The following is a 14213-nucleotide window of genomic DNA, read 5'->3' on the forward strand; positions in this document are numbered from 1 at the left end:
GCGGTTATTTCAGGCGTGCCAACCCATCGACGGCACGCTCGAGATACCGGCGCGGGCACCCCAGGTTGATGCGGATAAAACCGCTCCCCTGCGGGCCGAAACCGCTGCCCATCGACGGAGCCAGCTTTGCCACCGCCACCAGCGCCTGCTGTAAGTCAGCATCGCTCAAACCCAGTGCACGGCAATCCAGCCAGGCGAGATAGGTCCCTTCTGCCTGGGTCATCGTGCACCAGGGCGCGGCGGCCGCCAGCGCCCGTTCAAACCAACGCCGATTCTCCGCCAGGTAGCCGAGCAGCTCATCAAGCCAGACAGCACCCCGTTGATAGGCCGCGGTCGCCGCCGTCATCGATAGCGCGTTGAACACATCCAGCCCGTGGGCATTCAGCCGATCGACAAACGCCTGCCGAAGCCGAGCGTTGGGGATCAGGAAATTCGAAATGCGCAGCGAGGAAAGGCCGAACGTTTTGCTGGCGGACGTCGCCGCAATCGCTCGCTCGCGATATTTCTTGTCCAGATGCAACACCGACGTAAACGTCTCGCCGGGCAGCAGCAGATCGGCCCAGATCTCATCGGAGATCACCGTAACGTCGTGGGTATGGCAAAGCGCCATGAGCCGCTCCAGTTCATCGCGGCGCCAGCAACGGCCTGTCGGATTGTGCGGATTGCACAGCAACAACAGCGGCGGTTTACGCTGTGCCAGACAGGCAGCCAACTGGTCGAAATCGATCCGATATCCCTGCGGAGTTTTCAACAGAGGATTCTCAAGCACCTCTCTGCCATTCATGGTGACTATCTTGGCGAACGAGCCATAATACGGCCCCTGCACCACCACACCGTCCCCCGGCTTGCTGAGCAGTTGGATCAGCATCGCCAATCCGGGCACCACCCCCTCAATCGACGTAAACCACTCACGCCGCAGCGGCAAGTCGTGCCGTTTGGCGAACCAGTCGATCGCCGCCTGATAGTAGGCGTCGTCACGTTCGCTGTAGCCAAAGACCCCGTGGTCCACCCGCTGATGCAGCGCCTGTTGCACCTCTGGCGGACATGGAAAATCGAAATCGGACACCCACATCGGCAACAGTTCGCTGCCATCCAGTTGCAGATAGCGGTCGATGAAGTCCCACTTCACGGAGCTGGTGTTGTGGCGATCGATGATGGCGTTGAAATGACTCGTCATGTCAGGCTTCCTTACGCTGCAAATCGTTCTGAGGTTGAAGTTTGGCGATACCGAAGCCGGTGAACCCATAAATCAGGGCGAACACCACCGCGGCATAACATTGGATCGCCCACGGCAGCAGATCGAGCGTGCTGACCCCCAGCGTGGTCGCCATGTAAATACCGGCGGCCGTCCACGGGATCAGCGGCTCGATAACGGTGCCCGCATCCTCGACGGTGCGCGACAGGTTTTTGTTGTCCAGCCCCATGCGCCGATAGGCCCCTTTGAACAGCTCCGCTGGGATCAGCAGCGCCAGCTTGCCGTCGCTGGTCGCGCCGGTCACCAGGATCGTGGTGGCAACGGTGGCGGCGATCAGTTGGCCGGTGGTGTGCACCACGTGCAGCAGCCGGCTGATGATCACCGTCAGGGCGCCGGTCAGCGTCAGGGCGCCGGCGAAGGAAAAGGCGCAGAACACCAGCAGGATCGTACTCATCATCGAGAACATGCCGCCGCGGTTCAGCAGGCGCGGCACATCGGCGACGATCCCTTCGACGTTATGGCCCTGGCTGGCGAACATCGACAGATTGAAGCCGTCCATCAACGCATTCAGCCCCTGTTGCAGGCTAAAACCCTGCAGCGCGACGCCGATGGCGATCGCCAGCGCGCAGGCGGCCAGCATGACAGGGATCACCGGCCGTTTGGTCACCGCGCCCCACAGCACCAGCACCGGTGGCAGGATCAACAGCAGGTTGAAATGGTACAGCCCCTCAAGCGCGCTGACGATTTCGGTCACTTTTTCCGGCGTTGCCACGCTGCCCACCGCGCCGGTGTGGCCGGCGATCAGGTACACCACGGCGGCCAGGATGAAGCTCGGCAACGTCGTGTACATCAGATGCTGGATATGGCTGTAGAGATCGGTATCCGCAACGATAGCCGCGAAATTCGTCGAATCGGACAACGGCGAAATTTTGTCGCCGAAGTAGGCGCCGGACACCACCGCCCCAGCCGCGGCGGCCAGTGGCACGTCTAAACCGGCGGCCACGCCCATCAGCGCCACGCCCACGGTGCCGGCTGCCCCCCACGAGGTGCCGGTGCACACCGAGATCACGCTGGTGATGAAGAACGCGGCAATCAGAATATATTGCGGACTGATCAGCTTCAGCCCCCAATACACCATGTAAGGGATTGTACCGCTGATCATCCAGGTGCCGATCAGGCCACCTACGCAGATCAGGATCATGATCACCGGCATGGCCTTCGCCAGCTTGGCCACGATGGCCTCGATGATGTCGTCCCAGCGGTAACCTTGCCACCAGGCCAGCGCGGCGGTGATGGCGGCGGAAACCAGCAGAAGCGGTTCAATGCGCAGGCCAAACTGGCCATAGCCGATGATGAGCAGCAACAGCATGGCCACAATCGGCAGCGTCGCCAACCCAAGGTTGAGCGTTTTCTTATTATCCATATACGGCTCCTGTTGAAGATGGGGTACTGCAACAGCGTAATGGCTTCGATAATCGGAGGATGTGAGCGCAGGCAACCGGCCATGTAATCGGTTTCATGCGCTCACGTTGTGTGACTTGTCTCTCATTCGCCGCGCTTGCTTTGCTCATGCGGCTCGCCATCGGTGACAGAGTCTCGCAGGATAAGCTCGGCCGAAAAGCGGTTGTTCTGCGGCGCGACGTCGCTGCCGCTGTGGATCTGCAGCGCGAGGCGCGCGGCGCGTCGGGCCATTTTCTCGATGGGGTAATGCACAGTGGTCAGCGAAGGGTGGAGATATTTCGCCAGGGCAATGTCGTCAAAGCCAACGATCGACAGCGCATCGGGCAACTGAATGTGCCGTTGATGGCAGGTGCGCATCATGCCGGCGGCCATCACGTCGTTGAACGTCACTGCGGCGGTGAAGCGTGGGTCGCTGGCCAGCACGCGCTCGGCCGCCAACTCGCCCCCTTTCTCGTTGAAGGGCACGCTGATGATCCAGGCTCCGGGCACCTCAATACCAGCGGCGGCCATGGCCTTGCGGTAACCCGCTAACCGCTGTGCGCGGTCGTCGATCGGCAAATCCGCCGTCACGCAGGCGATTCTCCGATGCCCCTGGCGAATGAGTAGCTCGGTCGCCGCCTGTGCCGCCTTGGCATTGTCGAGCCAAATACAACGATTGGCGATGGCCGGCAGGTAGCGATTGACCAGCACCAACGCGGGCGTGTGGGCGGCGTAGCGCAGCAGCTCCTCTTCTCCCATGCGCGTGACGTGCGCCACAATGGCTTCGCATCCCTGATTGATGAGAAAGTCGAGGCCGCTTTTTTCCAGTTCGGCCTGATGCCCGCCGCTGCACAACATCAAACGCACGCCAGCCTGCCGCGTGATGTCTTCCACGCCCCGCGCCAGGCGCGAGAAAAACGGATCGTCGAGGTTGCCGGTCAGCAACCCCAGCATATTGCCGCTTCTTTTCGCCAGTGCCAGCGCGGCGGCGTTGCGGTGGTAATTGAACTCGCGCATCGCTTTCTCGACGCGTTCGCGGGTCACCGGTTCAACGTAGGCGGTATTATTGATCACCCGGCTGACGGTGGCCGTGGAAACGCCGGCGCGGCGCGCAACGTCTTTCATGGTGGCCATGGCATGTCCTGTTGTGCCGTTCGGCGCCTGGTGCGCCGCGCATAAAAAAGGGCAGCCAATGGCCGCCCTCTTGTCTCGGGATTGCGTTCTGCTTAGTGGCAGCCGCAACCACCGTTACCGCAACCGCCTTTACCGTGGTCGTGACCATGGTCGTGATCGTGGCTGTGGCCGTGACCGCCGCAGCAACCTTCACCGTGCTCGTGGTGATGGTCGTGCTCGCCGTGTACGTGACCGTGCGCCAGCTCTTCTGCGGTCGCTTCGCGGATCGCGACAACTTCCACGTTGAAGTTCAGGTTTTGGCCAGCCAGCATGTGGTTGCCGTCAACCACGACGTGGTCACCGTCAACTTCGGTGATTTCAACCGGTACCGGGCCCTGATCGGTGTCAGCCAGAAAACGCATGCCGACCTGCAGTTCGTCAACGCCCATGAAGACGTCTTTCGGTACGCGCTGCACCAGGTTTTCGTCGTAGTTGCCGTACGCGTCGTTCGCGCCGACGTGAACGTCAAAACGATCGCCAACGTCGTGGCCTTCGAGTGCTTTTTCCAGACCTGCGATCAGAGAACCATGCCCGTGCAGATAGTCCAGCGGTGCGCTCACCGGAGACTCATCAACCAAAACACCGTCTTCTGTACGTACTTGGTAAGCCAGGCTGACCACCAAGTCTTTTGCTACTTTCATGATATCTCCTACCGTTGGCTACTAGGACGCGCACCGTTATCGGGATGCGCGCCTTTTCCGGACAGATTGTAACGGAAATCTGCCTCGCTGTACCCTCCGGGATAAAAAAACGCTACTTCGGCTGGAAAATGCCGATCACCTGCTCTTGCGGGCGAACGTGTTTTTCCACCTGCTGTTCGGTCTGGCGCTGATGGTGTCCGCACTTGACGCACTCCACCACTTCCACCTGATCCTCCCGCCATACCGCCAACGTATCCATAGCGCTACAGCTCGGGCACACCGCCCCGGCGATAAATCTCTTACGTGTTGCAGACATCGTTATGCTCCCGCTTATTCGTATTCGTCCCAGCCGTCGAACTGGCGACTTTCTTTTTGCATTTCGCGATGGAACAGCTCTTCCAGCTCGCGCCGCGCCTCTTTCACGCGGGAAATTTGCGCCACGTCGCCCTGATGCGGCGGCATCAGCTCACGCAGCATGCGCATATCCAGGCGGCGGAAATGCTGCTGGGCGCGGAAAGCCTGATGCGGGTGCATGCCCAACTCCATCAGCGCCTTGCGCCCCAGTTCCAGCGCGCTGGAGAAGGTTTCGCGGCTGAACTGTTTCACGCCCGCCTGCAGCAGCTCATGCGCCTCCACGCGGCCGCGCGCGCGCGCCAGAATGCTCAGGTTCGGAAAGTGCTGTTGGCACAGCCGCACGATCTCCATGGTGTCTTCCGGCTCATTGCAGGTGATCACGATCGACTTGGCCTTTTCGGCGCCCGCCGCGCGCAACAGCTCCAGCTCGGTGGCGTCGCCGTAATAAACCTGGTAACCGTAACGCCGCAGCACGCCGACGGCGCTGACGTCGCGCTCCAGTACGGTAATGCGCATTTTGTTGGCCATCAACAGGCGGCCGATCACCTGGCCGAAACGCCCGAAGCCGACGATGATCACCTGCGGATCGTCATCCTCTACGTACGGCGTTTCCTCGTCTTCGCCTTTAGCGTTATAGCGGCGCGCCAAAATGCGGTCGATGGCCTGCATCAGCAGCGGCGTGGTCATCATCGACAGCGTCACCACCACCAGCAGCAAAGAGAGTTGATCCGGCTGCAGCACCTTTTGCGCCCCCGCCGCCGAAAACAGCACGAAGGCAAACTCACCGCCCTGGCTGAGCACCCCGGCAAACTGCAGCCGCACCGAGCTACGCAGGCCGAACAGACGCGACACGCCATAGAGCACGCCGGATTTGACCGCCACCAGCGCCAGTACGCCGATCAACACCTCGGCCAGGTGGGTGTAGAGCACGCCGATATTCAACACCATGCCCACCGAGATAAAGAACAGCCCCAGCAGCAGCCCTTTAAACGGCTCGATGGAGATCTCCAGTTCGTGGCGATATTCGCTCTCCGCCAACAGCACCCCGGCGATGAAGGTGCCGAGCGCCATCGACAGGCCGAGCGCCTCCATAAACAGCGCCGAGCCGAGCACCAACAACAGCGCCGCGGCGGTGAAAATCTCGCGCACGCCGGAGGCGGCGATATAGCGGAACAGCGGCCGCAGCAGAAAACGTCCGCCGATCAGCATGCCGCCGAACGCCGCGACCTTGAGCGCGATCTTCGCCCAGTCGTCGCTGGTGCCGCCGGCGCCGGCCAGAATGGGGATCAACGCCAACGCCGGGATCACCGCCATATCCTGGAACAGCAGCACCGAGAAACCGAGCTGCCCCCCTTCGTTGCGGTTCATGCCCTTTTCGCGCATCAGCTGCAGCGCCATGGCGGTGGAAGACATCGCCAGGCCGATACCGCCGATCACCGCCGCCTGCCAGGCGAAGTGCGTCAGGTACAGCAACGCGCCCAGCACCGCCGCGGTGAGCAACACCTGGCCGGCGCCGGCGCCGAAAATCGAGCGCCTCAGTTCCCACAGCTTGCTGGGGTTCAGCTCCAGACCGATGATGAACATCAGGAACACCACGCCCAGCTCGGAGAAGTGCAGGATCTCGTCAACGTCGCGGATGAAGCCCAATCCCCAAGGGCCGATGGCAATGCCGGCGATCAGATAGCCCAGCACCGCGCCGATCCCCAGGCGACGGGCGATCGGCACCGTCACCACCGCGGCAAACAGGAACAGCAAAATGGCGGTCAGTAAGGTCGATCCTTCCATGGTCACCGCCCTCCGTGCGGCAGCGGGTGGCTCAGCCACTCGCCGTAGGCGTCTGCATGGCTGCGCAACACCTCCGGCTTCTGCCGCCGCGCCCAATAGACCACGAACGGCGTCAGCCAGTGCATATGGCACATCCCGGCGGTCAGCTCGAACGGCCGCAGGATATCTTCCATCGGATAGTGGTTATAACCGCCGGTGCGGTAGGCGCCTTCCGGCTCACCGGTGGTGATCACCGAGCGCCAGTATTTGCCCGCCAGCGCATTGCCGCCCACCCCGCTGGCGAAGCCGCGCGACAGCACGCGATCCAGCCACTCCTTCAGCAGCGCCGGACAGCTGTAGGTATACAGAGGGTGCTGAAACACGATGACCTGATGCTCACGCAGCAGCTGTTGTTCGTGATGAATATCGATAAAAAAATCAGGGTAGTGCGCGTAGAGATCGTGCACGGTGACATGTTCTAACTGCTGCGCCGGTCGAAGCAAAACCCGGTTCGCCACCGAGTCATGGGATTCCGGATGGGCATACAGCAGCAAGACCTTGGGCGGCTGCGACATCATTCCCCTCCAAAGCGTCGTCAGAGTAGCGGTTTTCCGCTACCATGCATCGCAAAGACAAAAACAGCGCGCGGTGCGCGTTCTGTTACCTTAATGATAATTTAACATACTCTGAACATACGGCGCTTTATGATTGTATTCTCCTCGCTACAAATCCGACGCGGCATCCGCGTCCTGCTGGACAACGCCACGGCGACGGTTAATCCAGGTCAGAAGGTCGGCCTGGTGGGCAAAAATGGCTGCGGCAAATCCACGCTGCTGTCGCTGCTGAAGGGCGAGATCGCGGCGGATGGCGGCAGCTTTACCTTCCCCGGCAACTGGGCGCTGGCCTGGGTCAACCAGGAGACGCCGGCGCTGGACGTGCCGGCGATCGAGTATGTTATCGACGGCGACCGCGAGTTTCGCCAGCTCGAAGCCGAACTGCAGGCCGCCAACGACCGCAACGACGGCCACGCCATCGCCACCCTGCACGGTAAGCTGGACGCCATCGACGCCTGGACCATCCGTTCCCGCGCCGCCAGCCTGCTGCACGGCCTCGGCTTCTCCAACGAACAGCTGCAAAGCCCGGTGCGCGACTTTTCCGGCGGCTGGCGCATGCGTCTCAACCTGGCGCAGGCGCTGGTGTGCCGTTCCGACCTGCTGCTGCTCGACGAACCGACCAACCACCTGGATCTCGATGCGGTGATCTGGCTGGAGCGCTGGCTGAAAAGCTACCCCGGCACGCTGGTGCTGATCTCGCATGACCGCGACTTCCTCGATCCGATTGTCGACAAGATCCTGCATATCGAACAGCAGACCCTGAACGAATACACCGGCAACTACTCGTCGTTCGAACGCCAGCGCGCCACCAAATTGGCGCAGCAACAGTCGCTGTATCAGCATCAGCAAGAAAAAGTGGCGCACCTGCAAAGTTATATCGACCGTTTTCGGGCGAAGGCCTCCAAGGCCAAGCAGGCGCAGAGCCGCATCAAGATGCTGGAGCGCATGGAGCTGATCGCCCCGGCGCACGTCGACAACCCGTTCACCTTCAGCTTCCGCCCGCCGGAAAGCCTGCCGAACCCGCTGCTGCGCATGGAAAAAGTCAGCGCCGGATATGGCGATAAAGTGATCTTGAAGTCAATCAAGCTGAACCTGGTACCCGGTTCACGCATTGGCCTGCTCGGCCGCAACGGCGCCGGTAAATCGACGTTGATCAAACTGCTGGCCGGCACCCTGGAACCGCTGAGCGGCGAGATCGGCCTGGCGAAAGGCATCAAGCTGGGTTACTTCGCCCAGCACCAGCTGGAATTCCTGCGCGCCGACGAATCGCCGTTGCAGCATCTGAGCCGCATCGCGCCACGGGTGCTGGAGCAGCAGCTGCGAGATTACCTGGGCGGTTTCGGGTTCCAGGGCGACAAGGTCAGCGAAGTGACCGAACGTTTCTCCGGCGGCGAGAAGGCGCGGCTGGTGCTGGCGCTGATCGTCTGGCAACGCCCGAACCTGCTGCTGCTCGATGAACCGACCAACCACCTGGATCTCGACATGCGTCAGGCGCTGACCGAGGCGCTGATCGATTTCGAAGGCGCGTTGGTGGTGGTCTCGCACGACCGTCACCTGCTGCGTTCCACCACCGACGATCTGTACCTGGTGCATGACGGCCAGGTCGAGCCTTTCGAGGGCGATCTCGACGACTACCAGCAGTGGCTTGTCGACCTGCAGCGCCAGGAAAACCAGCAGGATGCACCGGAAAAAGAGAGCGGCGGCAACAGCGCGCAGGCGCGCAAGGACCAAAAACGCCGCGAGGCGGAGTTCCGTACGCAGACCCAACCGCTGCGCAAGCAGATCGCCAAGCTGGAACAGCAGATGGAAAAACTGGGCGCCGAACTGGCGGCGGTGGAAGAGCAGTTGGCGGATCCCGCACTGTACGACATCAGCCGCAAGGCCGAACTGACCGACTGCCTGCAAAAGCAAAGCCAGGCCAAATCCGCGCTCGAAGAGATGGAAATGACCTGGCTGGATGCACAGGAACAGCTGGAGCAGTTAACGCAGGCGTTCGACGCCTAAACGTTGTTACGCCTTGTAAAAGGGCCTATCCCCCAGAATGGTCGCGCGGTGCATGATGCGCCGCTGCGGCAGATAATCCGCGTTGGCGTAGTGCTGCGTCACGCGGTTATCCCAGATCGCCACGTCATTTTCCTGCCAGCGCCAGCGCACCTGAAACTCCGGTTTGGTGATGTGAGCAAACAGGAAGTTCAGTAAAGCGTCGCTCTCCTTCGGCGCCACATCCACGATCCGCGTGGTGAACCCTTCATTGACGAACAGCGCCTGCCGGCCGCTGACCGGATGAGTACGCACCACCGGATGCAGCAGCGGCGGATTTTTCTGCACCGCCAGTTGCCAACGCTGGTGTTCTTCTTCACTGCCGCGATGCTTGTACTCCGGGAACGACTTGGTGAAGTCATGTTCCGCGCGCAGCCCCGCGAGCAGCGTTCTGAACGGCGCCGACAGCGCCTCGTAGGCCGCGATGCCACTGGCCCACAGCGTATCGCCGCCGGTGGAAGGCAAGGTCTTGGCCGCCAGGATCGCCCCCAGCGGCGGGTTCTCGATAAAGGTCACGTCGGTATGCCAGTTGTCGTTGTCCGGCGGGTTGTCGTCGTGGGTATCGAGCACGATGATCTCTTCCACGTCGGTGGCGTGCGGATAGACCGGATGGATGTGCAGATCGCCGAAGCGGCCGGCCAGATCGCGCTGCTGCAGCGGCGTGATCGGCTGGTTGCGGAAGAACAGCACCTGATGCTTGAGCAGCGCATGATAAAGCTGTTCAAACTGGCCATCGCCCAACGGCCGGGCCAACTCGACGTTTTCCACCAGCGCCCCGATGTAAGGCCCCAGCGGGGTGATATTCAGACGTTCGTTCATTGCTGTACTCCATGCCACGGGGTCAATCGGCGCTGCAGGGCGCGCAGCCCCAGCTCCAACCCAAATGCAATCACCGCAATCACGCCGATGCCGGCCAGCACCACGTCGGTCGCCAGAAACTCACCGGCGGATTGCACCATAAATCCCAGGCCGCGCGTGGCGGCGATCAGTTCGGCAGCCACCAGCGTCGACCAGCCGACGCCCAGCCCGATGCGGATGCCGGTCAGGATCTCCGGCAGCGCGCTCGGCAGCACCACGAAACGCAGCACCTGCCAACGCGTGGCGCCCAGCGCGCGGGCGGCGCGCACCCGCACCTGCGCCACGCTGCGCACGCCGGCCACAGCGGACAGCGTCACCGGCGCGAAAATCGCCAGATAAATCAACAAGATTTTCGAGGTCTCGCCGATGCCGAACCAAATTACCATCAGCGGTAAATACGCCAACGGCGGCACCGGACGATAGATCTCAATCAGCGGATCGAGGATGCCGCGCACCGTGTCGTTCAGCCCCATGGCGATGCCCACCGGAATGCCGACGATCACCGCCGCCAGCAGCGCCACCAAAATGCGCCCCAGGCTGGCCGCCAGATGCTGCCACAGCGTGGCGTCCATAAAACCTTGCGGGCTGGCGATGGTGATCAGTTGATGCAGCACCTGCTGCGGCGCCGGCAGGAACAGCGGGCTGATCAGCTGCAGCGCCGTCACGCCCCACCAGACGATCAACACCGTCAACAGCGTGGCGCCGCTCAACCAAACGTTGCGCGGCACGCTGAAACGGCGCGCCGCTTTGCCCTGCGGCTGCGCCGCGGCCTTTAACGTGGAATGCAGGCTCATAGCAAGGCCTCGCGCTGTTGGAAAACTTTGCCCAGCACGTATTCGCGCTGCGCGATAAATTCAGGATCGGACTTAATCGAGCGGCAGGCTTCGCCGTCGGCATAGCGTTGGCCGAAGTTCAGCGACAATCGCTCCACCACCAGCCCCGGCCCCGGCGACAGCAGCAGCAGCTCGCTGGCGAGGAACACCGCCTCTTCGATATCATGGGTGATCAGCAGCACCTGCTTGCCGGTATCGCGCCAGATGGTCAGCAGCAGCTCCTGCATTTGCTCGCGAGTAAACGCGTCCAGCGCGCCGAACGGTTCATCCAGCAACAGCAGGCGTGGATCCGCGGCCAGGGCGCGGGCGATGCCGACGCGTTGGCGCATGCCGCCGGAAAGCTGCCAGATGAAATGCCGCTCGTAACCGGCCAGACCGACGCGCTGCAGCATCTGCTCCGCCACCTGACGGCGCTGCGCCTTGCCGACGCCGGCCAGCTGCAGGCCGAACTCGACGTTGTCCACCACGTTACGCCACGGCAGTAAACCCTCATGCTGGAACACCACGCCCCGTTCAGCGCCCGGGCCGTGAACGGGCGTTCCATCCAGCGTGATGCTGCCAGCTGAAGGCTCGATAAACCCGGCGATCAAATTCAGCAGCGTGGTCTTGCCGCAGCCCGATGGGCCGAGCACCACCACCAGTTGCCCGGCGGCGATCTGGAACGACACGTCACGCAGCGCGGGCCGCCCCTGATACTCTGCTGAAAGATGATTGACGTTTAGCATCCTGCTTCCTTACGACTGCGGCGCAGCCTGCACCTGTTTCACAAAACGGTCGGTGACGTAAGCGCTGTAGTCGCTGTCGACCTGCGGGATCTTGCCCTGCTGCTTGAGGAATTCGGCGGTATCGCGGATTGCCTTGTCCACCGGCTGGCCGAGCTGGGCAACCTGATCGGCCACCGGCAGATAACGGTTCCCCTTCACCAGTTCCGGCACCTGCGCTTCCGGTACACCGCTCAAGCGCGCCAAGGTGCTAAGGTGGCTCGGATCTTTCAGCCACTGTTCCGGCGCCGTCAGGTAGGCCTTTTGCGCCTGCAGGGCGCTGGCGGCAAAGGCGGTTACTACGTCGGGATGTTTCTCGGCGAAGTCTTTGCGCACCACCCACACGTCCAGCGTCGGCGAACCCCATTCGCCCACCTGCGCGGAGTCTGTCAGCACCTTGCCCTGTTTGGCCAGTTCGTTGACCACCGGCGCCCAGACGTAGGCGCCGTCGATGTCGCCGCGCTGCCAGGCGGCGGCGATGGCCGGCGGCTGCAGATTGAGGATCTTCACCTGTTCAGGCTTGATGCCCCAATGTTTGAGCGAGGCCAGCAGGCTGTAATGAGTCGTAGAAATAAACGGCACCGCAATGCGCTTGCCGATCAAATCCTGCGGGTTTTTGATGTCATTTTTCACCACCAGCGCTTCGGAGCTGCCGAGCTGCGAGGCGATGAGGAACACTTCGATGGGGAGTTTTTGGCTGGCGGCCACCGCCAGCGGGCTGGAGCCGATATTGCCGATCTGCACGTCGCCGGAGGCCAGCGCGCGCAGCACGCTGGAACCGCTGTCGAACTTACGCCAGTCGACGGTCGCGCCGGACTGTTTGGCGAAGCTGTTTTCCGCCTGCGCCACCTTGGCCGGCTCCGCCGACGTCTGGTACGCCACGGTCACGTCCACCGCGTAGGCGCTGGCCGCGCTGAGCGACAACGCCAGCAGCGCCACGTTACGTAAGGAAAAGAGTTTGCCCGCCATGTTCCGCTCCGTTGATAAAAATCTGTTCAGTTGCTGACAGTTTTATCTGAGCGATGACGGGCGATAAAAGAATAAAAAAGTCTTCTTTATTACCTTGAGTAATATAACCGCAGATTACAGCGCGATACTTCCGTGCAGGAACACATGAGCATAGCCGCCGAGCAGCGTGCGATCCCCTTGCAGTTCGCAGAACAGTTCGCCGCCGCGTGCCGAGATCTGCTGCGCATGCAGCCGATGGCGGCCGAGGCGCGCCGTCCAGTAAGGCATCAACGTGCAATGCGCGGAGCCGGTCACCGGATCCTCGCCGCCGTCGAGCGTGAAATAGCGCGAAACGAAGTCCACGGTATCACCCGGCGCGGTGACGATCACCGCGCAGCCGGCCAATGCGATCAGCGCCGGGATGTCCGGGCGCAGCGCGCGCACCTGCGTCTCATTTTCCACCACCACCAGCAGCGCTTTCGCCTGCCACACTTCCTGCGGCTGCACGCCCAGCAGCGCCGCGAGGCCCGCCGGTTCGGCGACTTTCTGCGGCGGCCTGGCGGGGAAATCAAGCACCAGCCGCTCCCCGTCCTGCGCATCGCGCTTGACGAACAGCTCGCCGCCGGCCGAACGGAAGCGAATATCCTTCAGCGCCGGGTTAACCGCGCTGAACATCACATGCGCCGCCGCCAGCGTGCCGTGGCCGCAAAGATCGACCTCACGCTCCGGGGTAAACCAGCGAATGGCGGTCATGTCGCCGTCATCCCAAACAAAGCTGGTTTCCGGCAGGCCGATCTCGTTGGCGATCGCCTGCAACCGCTCCGCCGGCAGCGGCTGCGTCAGCAGGCAAACCCCGGCCGGGTTGCCGCGCAGCCCTTTGCCGGTAAAAGCAACCACGTGATAATAATTTTCCGCCATCGTTCACTCCTTAATGCCAGATCAGTAACACACAGGCTGCGGTCAACAACCCCATGGAAACGTTGAAGATAACCCAGGCCTTTTTGCTGCGCAGCAGGCGGCCGATCAGGGTACCGAACGCCAGCCAGATAACGCCGGCGACGATGTTTACCGCCAAAATGCCCAGCGCGATCGCCGCGATGGAACCGTTGTACTTATCGCCCGCCAGGCTGAAGCTCGCCACCGCGCCCAGCGCCATCAGCCAGGCTTTCGGGTTGAGGAACTGCAGCAGCCAGCCCTGATACAGCCGCACCGGCTGCGGCGGCGCCACGTCGGTTTCCAGCTTTTCATAGGCGGCGGTGGCGACTTTCCACGCCAGCCACAGCAGGTACAAACTGCCGAGGATTTTCAGGATCAGGTGCAGCGACGGGTAAACCAGGATCAGGCTGCCGACGCCGAAGGCCACCAGCAGCAAAATGCTTTGCATGCCGAGCATGATGCCAATCATCAGCCACAGCGAACGCATAAAGCCGAAGTTAGCACCGGAGGTGGTCAGCAGCAGGTTATTGGGGCCTGGCGTGATGGCGGCGACCCACAGGAAGCCCAGCATCGAAAGGAATAAACTCGGTTCCATGGCACGGGTGCTCCTCACCCAAGGCGCTTTTTTGCAGTATCATTGTTAATTCTTGGTATTG

The 14213-nt window shown here is 62.0% G+C and carries 14 protein-coding genes; 1 reads left to right on the top strand and 13 read right to left on the bottom strand.

Annotated features, from left to right (window positions below):
* Positions 1-4 precede the first annotated feature (4 nt).
* The 7 genes from WA302_RS23295 to kefG all read right to left on the bottom strand — a co-directional run bounded on the left by WA302_RS23295 (position 5) and on the right by kefG (position 7142).
* Positions 5-1177, bottom strand: a complete 1173-nt coding sequence (locus tag WA302_RS23295) for a MalY/PatB family protein (RefSeq protein WP_049208852.1) — start codon at positions 1175-1177, stop codon at positions 5-7.
* A gap of 1 nt (position 1178) precedes the next feature.
* Positions 1179-2618 carry a Na+/H+ antiporter NhaC gene (gene nhaC / locus WA302_RS23300; protein ID WP_049206071.1) on the bottom strand — a complete coding sequence of 480 codons (1440 nt, stop codon included), beginning with the start codon at positions 2616-2618 and terminating at the stop codon, positions 1179-1181.
* Between the two features lie 122 nt (positions 2619-2740).
* Positions 2741-3769 carry a LacI family DNA-binding transcriptional regulator gene (locus WA302_RS23305; protein WP_060448453.1) on the bottom strand — a complete coding sequence of 343 codons (1029 nt, stop codon included), beginning with the start codon at positions 3767-3769 and terminating at the stop codon, positions 2741-2743.
* 92 nt (positions 3770-3861) lie between these two features.
* Positions 3862-4449, bottom strand: coding sequence for a peptidylprolyl isomerase (gene slyD / locus WA302_RS23310; protein ID WP_004930407.1), 588 nt, complete (start codon positions 4447-4449; stop codon positions 3862-3864).
* A gap of 112 nt (positions 4450-4561) precedes the next feature.
* The gene (locus WA302_RS23315) at positions 4562-4765 is read right to left on the bottom strand and encodes a YheV family putative zinc ribbon protein (RefSeq protein WP_015379274.1); all 204 of its coding nucleotides are present in this window, start codon (positions 4763-4765) and stop codon (positions 4562-4564) included.
* A 14-nt stretch (positions 4766-4779) separates the two neighbouring features.
* Positions 4780-6588 (bottom strand): glutathione-regulated potassium-efflux system protein KefB, encoded by a 1809-nt coding sequence (gene kefB / locus WA302_RS23320; protein ID WP_049294935.1) that lies wholly within the window; start codon positions 6586-6588, stop codon positions 4780-4782.
* Between the two features lie 2 nt (positions 6589-6590).
* The gene (gene kefG / locus WA302_RS23325) at positions 6591-7142 is read right to left on the bottom strand and encodes a glutathione-regulated potassium-efflux system ancillary protein KefG (RefSeq protein ID WP_025159909.1); all 552 of its coding nucleotides are present in this window, start codon (positions 7140-7142) and stop codon (positions 6591-6593) included.
* A gap of 129 nt (positions 7143-7271) precedes the next feature.
* Here kefG and WA302_RS23330 point away from each other — a divergent pair, with 129 nt between their 5' ends.
* On the top strand, positions 7272-9185 hold the full coding sequence (locus WA302_RS23330; protein ID WP_261456861.1) for an ABC transporter ATP-binding protein: 1914 nt from the start codon (positions 7272-7274) through the stop codon (positions 9183-9185).
* Between the two features lie 6 nt (positions 9186-9191).
* Here WA302_RS23330 and tauD read toward each other — a convergent pair whose 3' ends face one another.
* The 6 genes from tauD to WA302_RS23360 all read right to left on the bottom strand — a co-directional run bounded on the left by tauD (position 9192) and on the right by WA302_RS23360 (position 14152).
* Positions 9192-10040: a taurine dioxygenase gene (gene tauD / locus WA302_RS23335; RefSeq protein WP_060448454.1), complete on the bottom strand. Its 849-nt coding sequence runs from the start codon at positions 10038-10040 to the stop codon at positions 9192-9194.
* A complete protein-coding gene (gene tauC / locus WA302_RS23340) occupies positions 10037-10873 on the bottom strand; it encodes a taurine ABC transporter permease TauC (RefSeq protein WP_033631937.1) in 837 nt (278 codons plus the stop codon). The genes tauD and tauC overlap by 4 nt, the downstream gene beginning before the upstream one ends.
* Positions 10870-11637, bottom strand: coding sequence for a taurine ABC transporter ATP-binding subunit (gene tauB / locus WA302_RS23345; protein ID WP_336064761.1), 768 nt, complete (start codon positions 11635-11637; stop codon positions 10870-10872). Before tauB ends, tauC begins: the two co-directional genes overlap by 4 nt.
* A 9-nt stretch (positions 11638-11646) precedes the next feature.
* Positions 11647-12642: a taurine ABC transporter substrate-binding protein gene (gene tauA, locus WA302_RS23350; protein WP_049208851.1), complete on the bottom strand. Its 996-nt coding sequence runs from the start codon at positions 12640-12642 to the stop codon at positions 11647-11649.
* 114 nt (positions 12643-12756) lie between these two features.
* On the bottom strand, positions 12757-13539 hold the full coding sequence (locus tag WA302_RS23355; RefSeq protein ID WP_261456860.1) for a PhzF family phenazine biosynthesis protein: 783 nt from the start codon (positions 13537-13539) through the stop codon (positions 12757-12759).
* 10 nt (positions 13540-13549) lie between these two features.
* On the bottom strand, positions 13550-14152 hold the full coding sequence (locus tag WA302_RS23360) for a LysE family translocator (protein WP_025304514.1): 603 nt from the start codon (positions 14150-14152) through the stop codon (positions 13550-13552).
* Positions 14153-14213 lie beyond the last annotated feature (61 nt).

It is taken from the genome of Serratia sp. 201 (assembly GCF_037027545.1).
GTDB classification, from domain to species: domain Bacteria; phylum Pseudomonadota; class Gammaproteobacteria; order Enterobacterales; family Enterobacteriaceae; genus Serratia; species Serratia bockelmannii.

Coding starts and splice junctions, on each gene's coding strand:
- WA302_RS23295 (WP_049208852.1), bottom strand. CDS start 1,177: ATGACGAGTCATTTCAACGCCATCATCGATCGCCACAACACCAGCTCC.
- nhaC (WP_049206071.1), bottom strand. CDS start 2,618: ATGGATAATAAGAAAACGCTCAACCTTGGGTTGGCGACGCTGCCGATT.
- WA302_RS23305 (WP_060448453.1), bottom strand. CDS start 3,769: ATGGCCACCATGAAAGACGTTGCGCGCCGCGCCGGCGTTTCCACGGCC.
- slyD (WP_004930407.1), bottom strand. CDS start 4,449: ATGAAAGTAGCAAAAGACTTGGTGGTCAGCCTGGCTTACCAAGTACGT.
- WA302_RS23315 (WP_015379274.1), bottom strand. CDS start 4,765: ATGTCTGCAACACGTAAGAGATTTATCGCCGGGGCGGTGTGCCCGAGC.
- kefB (WP_049294935.1), bottom strand. CDS start 6,588: ATGGAAGGATCGACCTTACTGACCGCCATTTTGCTGTTCCTGTTTGCC.
- kefG (WP_025159909.1), bottom strand. CDS start 7,142: ATGTCGCAGCCGCCCAAGGTCTTGCTGCTGTATGCCCATCCGGAATCC.
- WA302_RS23330 (WP_261456861.1), top strand. CDS start 7,272: ATGATTGTATTCTCCTCGCTACAAATCCGACGCGGCATCCGCGTCCTG.
- tauD (WP_060448454.1), bottom strand. CDS start 10,040: ATGAACGAACGTCTGAATATCACCCCGCTGGGGCCTTACATCGGGGCG.
- tauC (WP_033631937.1), bottom strand. CDS start 10,873: ATGAGCCTGCATTCCACGTTAAAGGCCGCGGCGCAGCCGCAGGGCAAA.
- tauB (WP_336064761.1), bottom strand. CDS start 11,637: ATGCTAAACGTCAATCATCTTTCAGCAGAGTATCAGGGGCGGCCCGCG.
- tauA (WP_049208851.1), bottom strand. CDS start 12,642: ATGGCGGGCAAACTCTTTTCCTTACGTAACGTGGCGCTGCTGGCGTTG.
- WA302_RS23355 (WP_261456860.1), bottom strand. CDS start 13,539: ATGGCGGAAAATTATTATCACGTGGTTGCTTTTACCGGCAAAGGGCTG.
- WA302_RS23360 (WP_025304514.1), bottom strand. CDS start 14,152: ATGGAACCGAGTTTATTCCTTTCGATGCTGGGCTTCCTGTGGGTCGCC.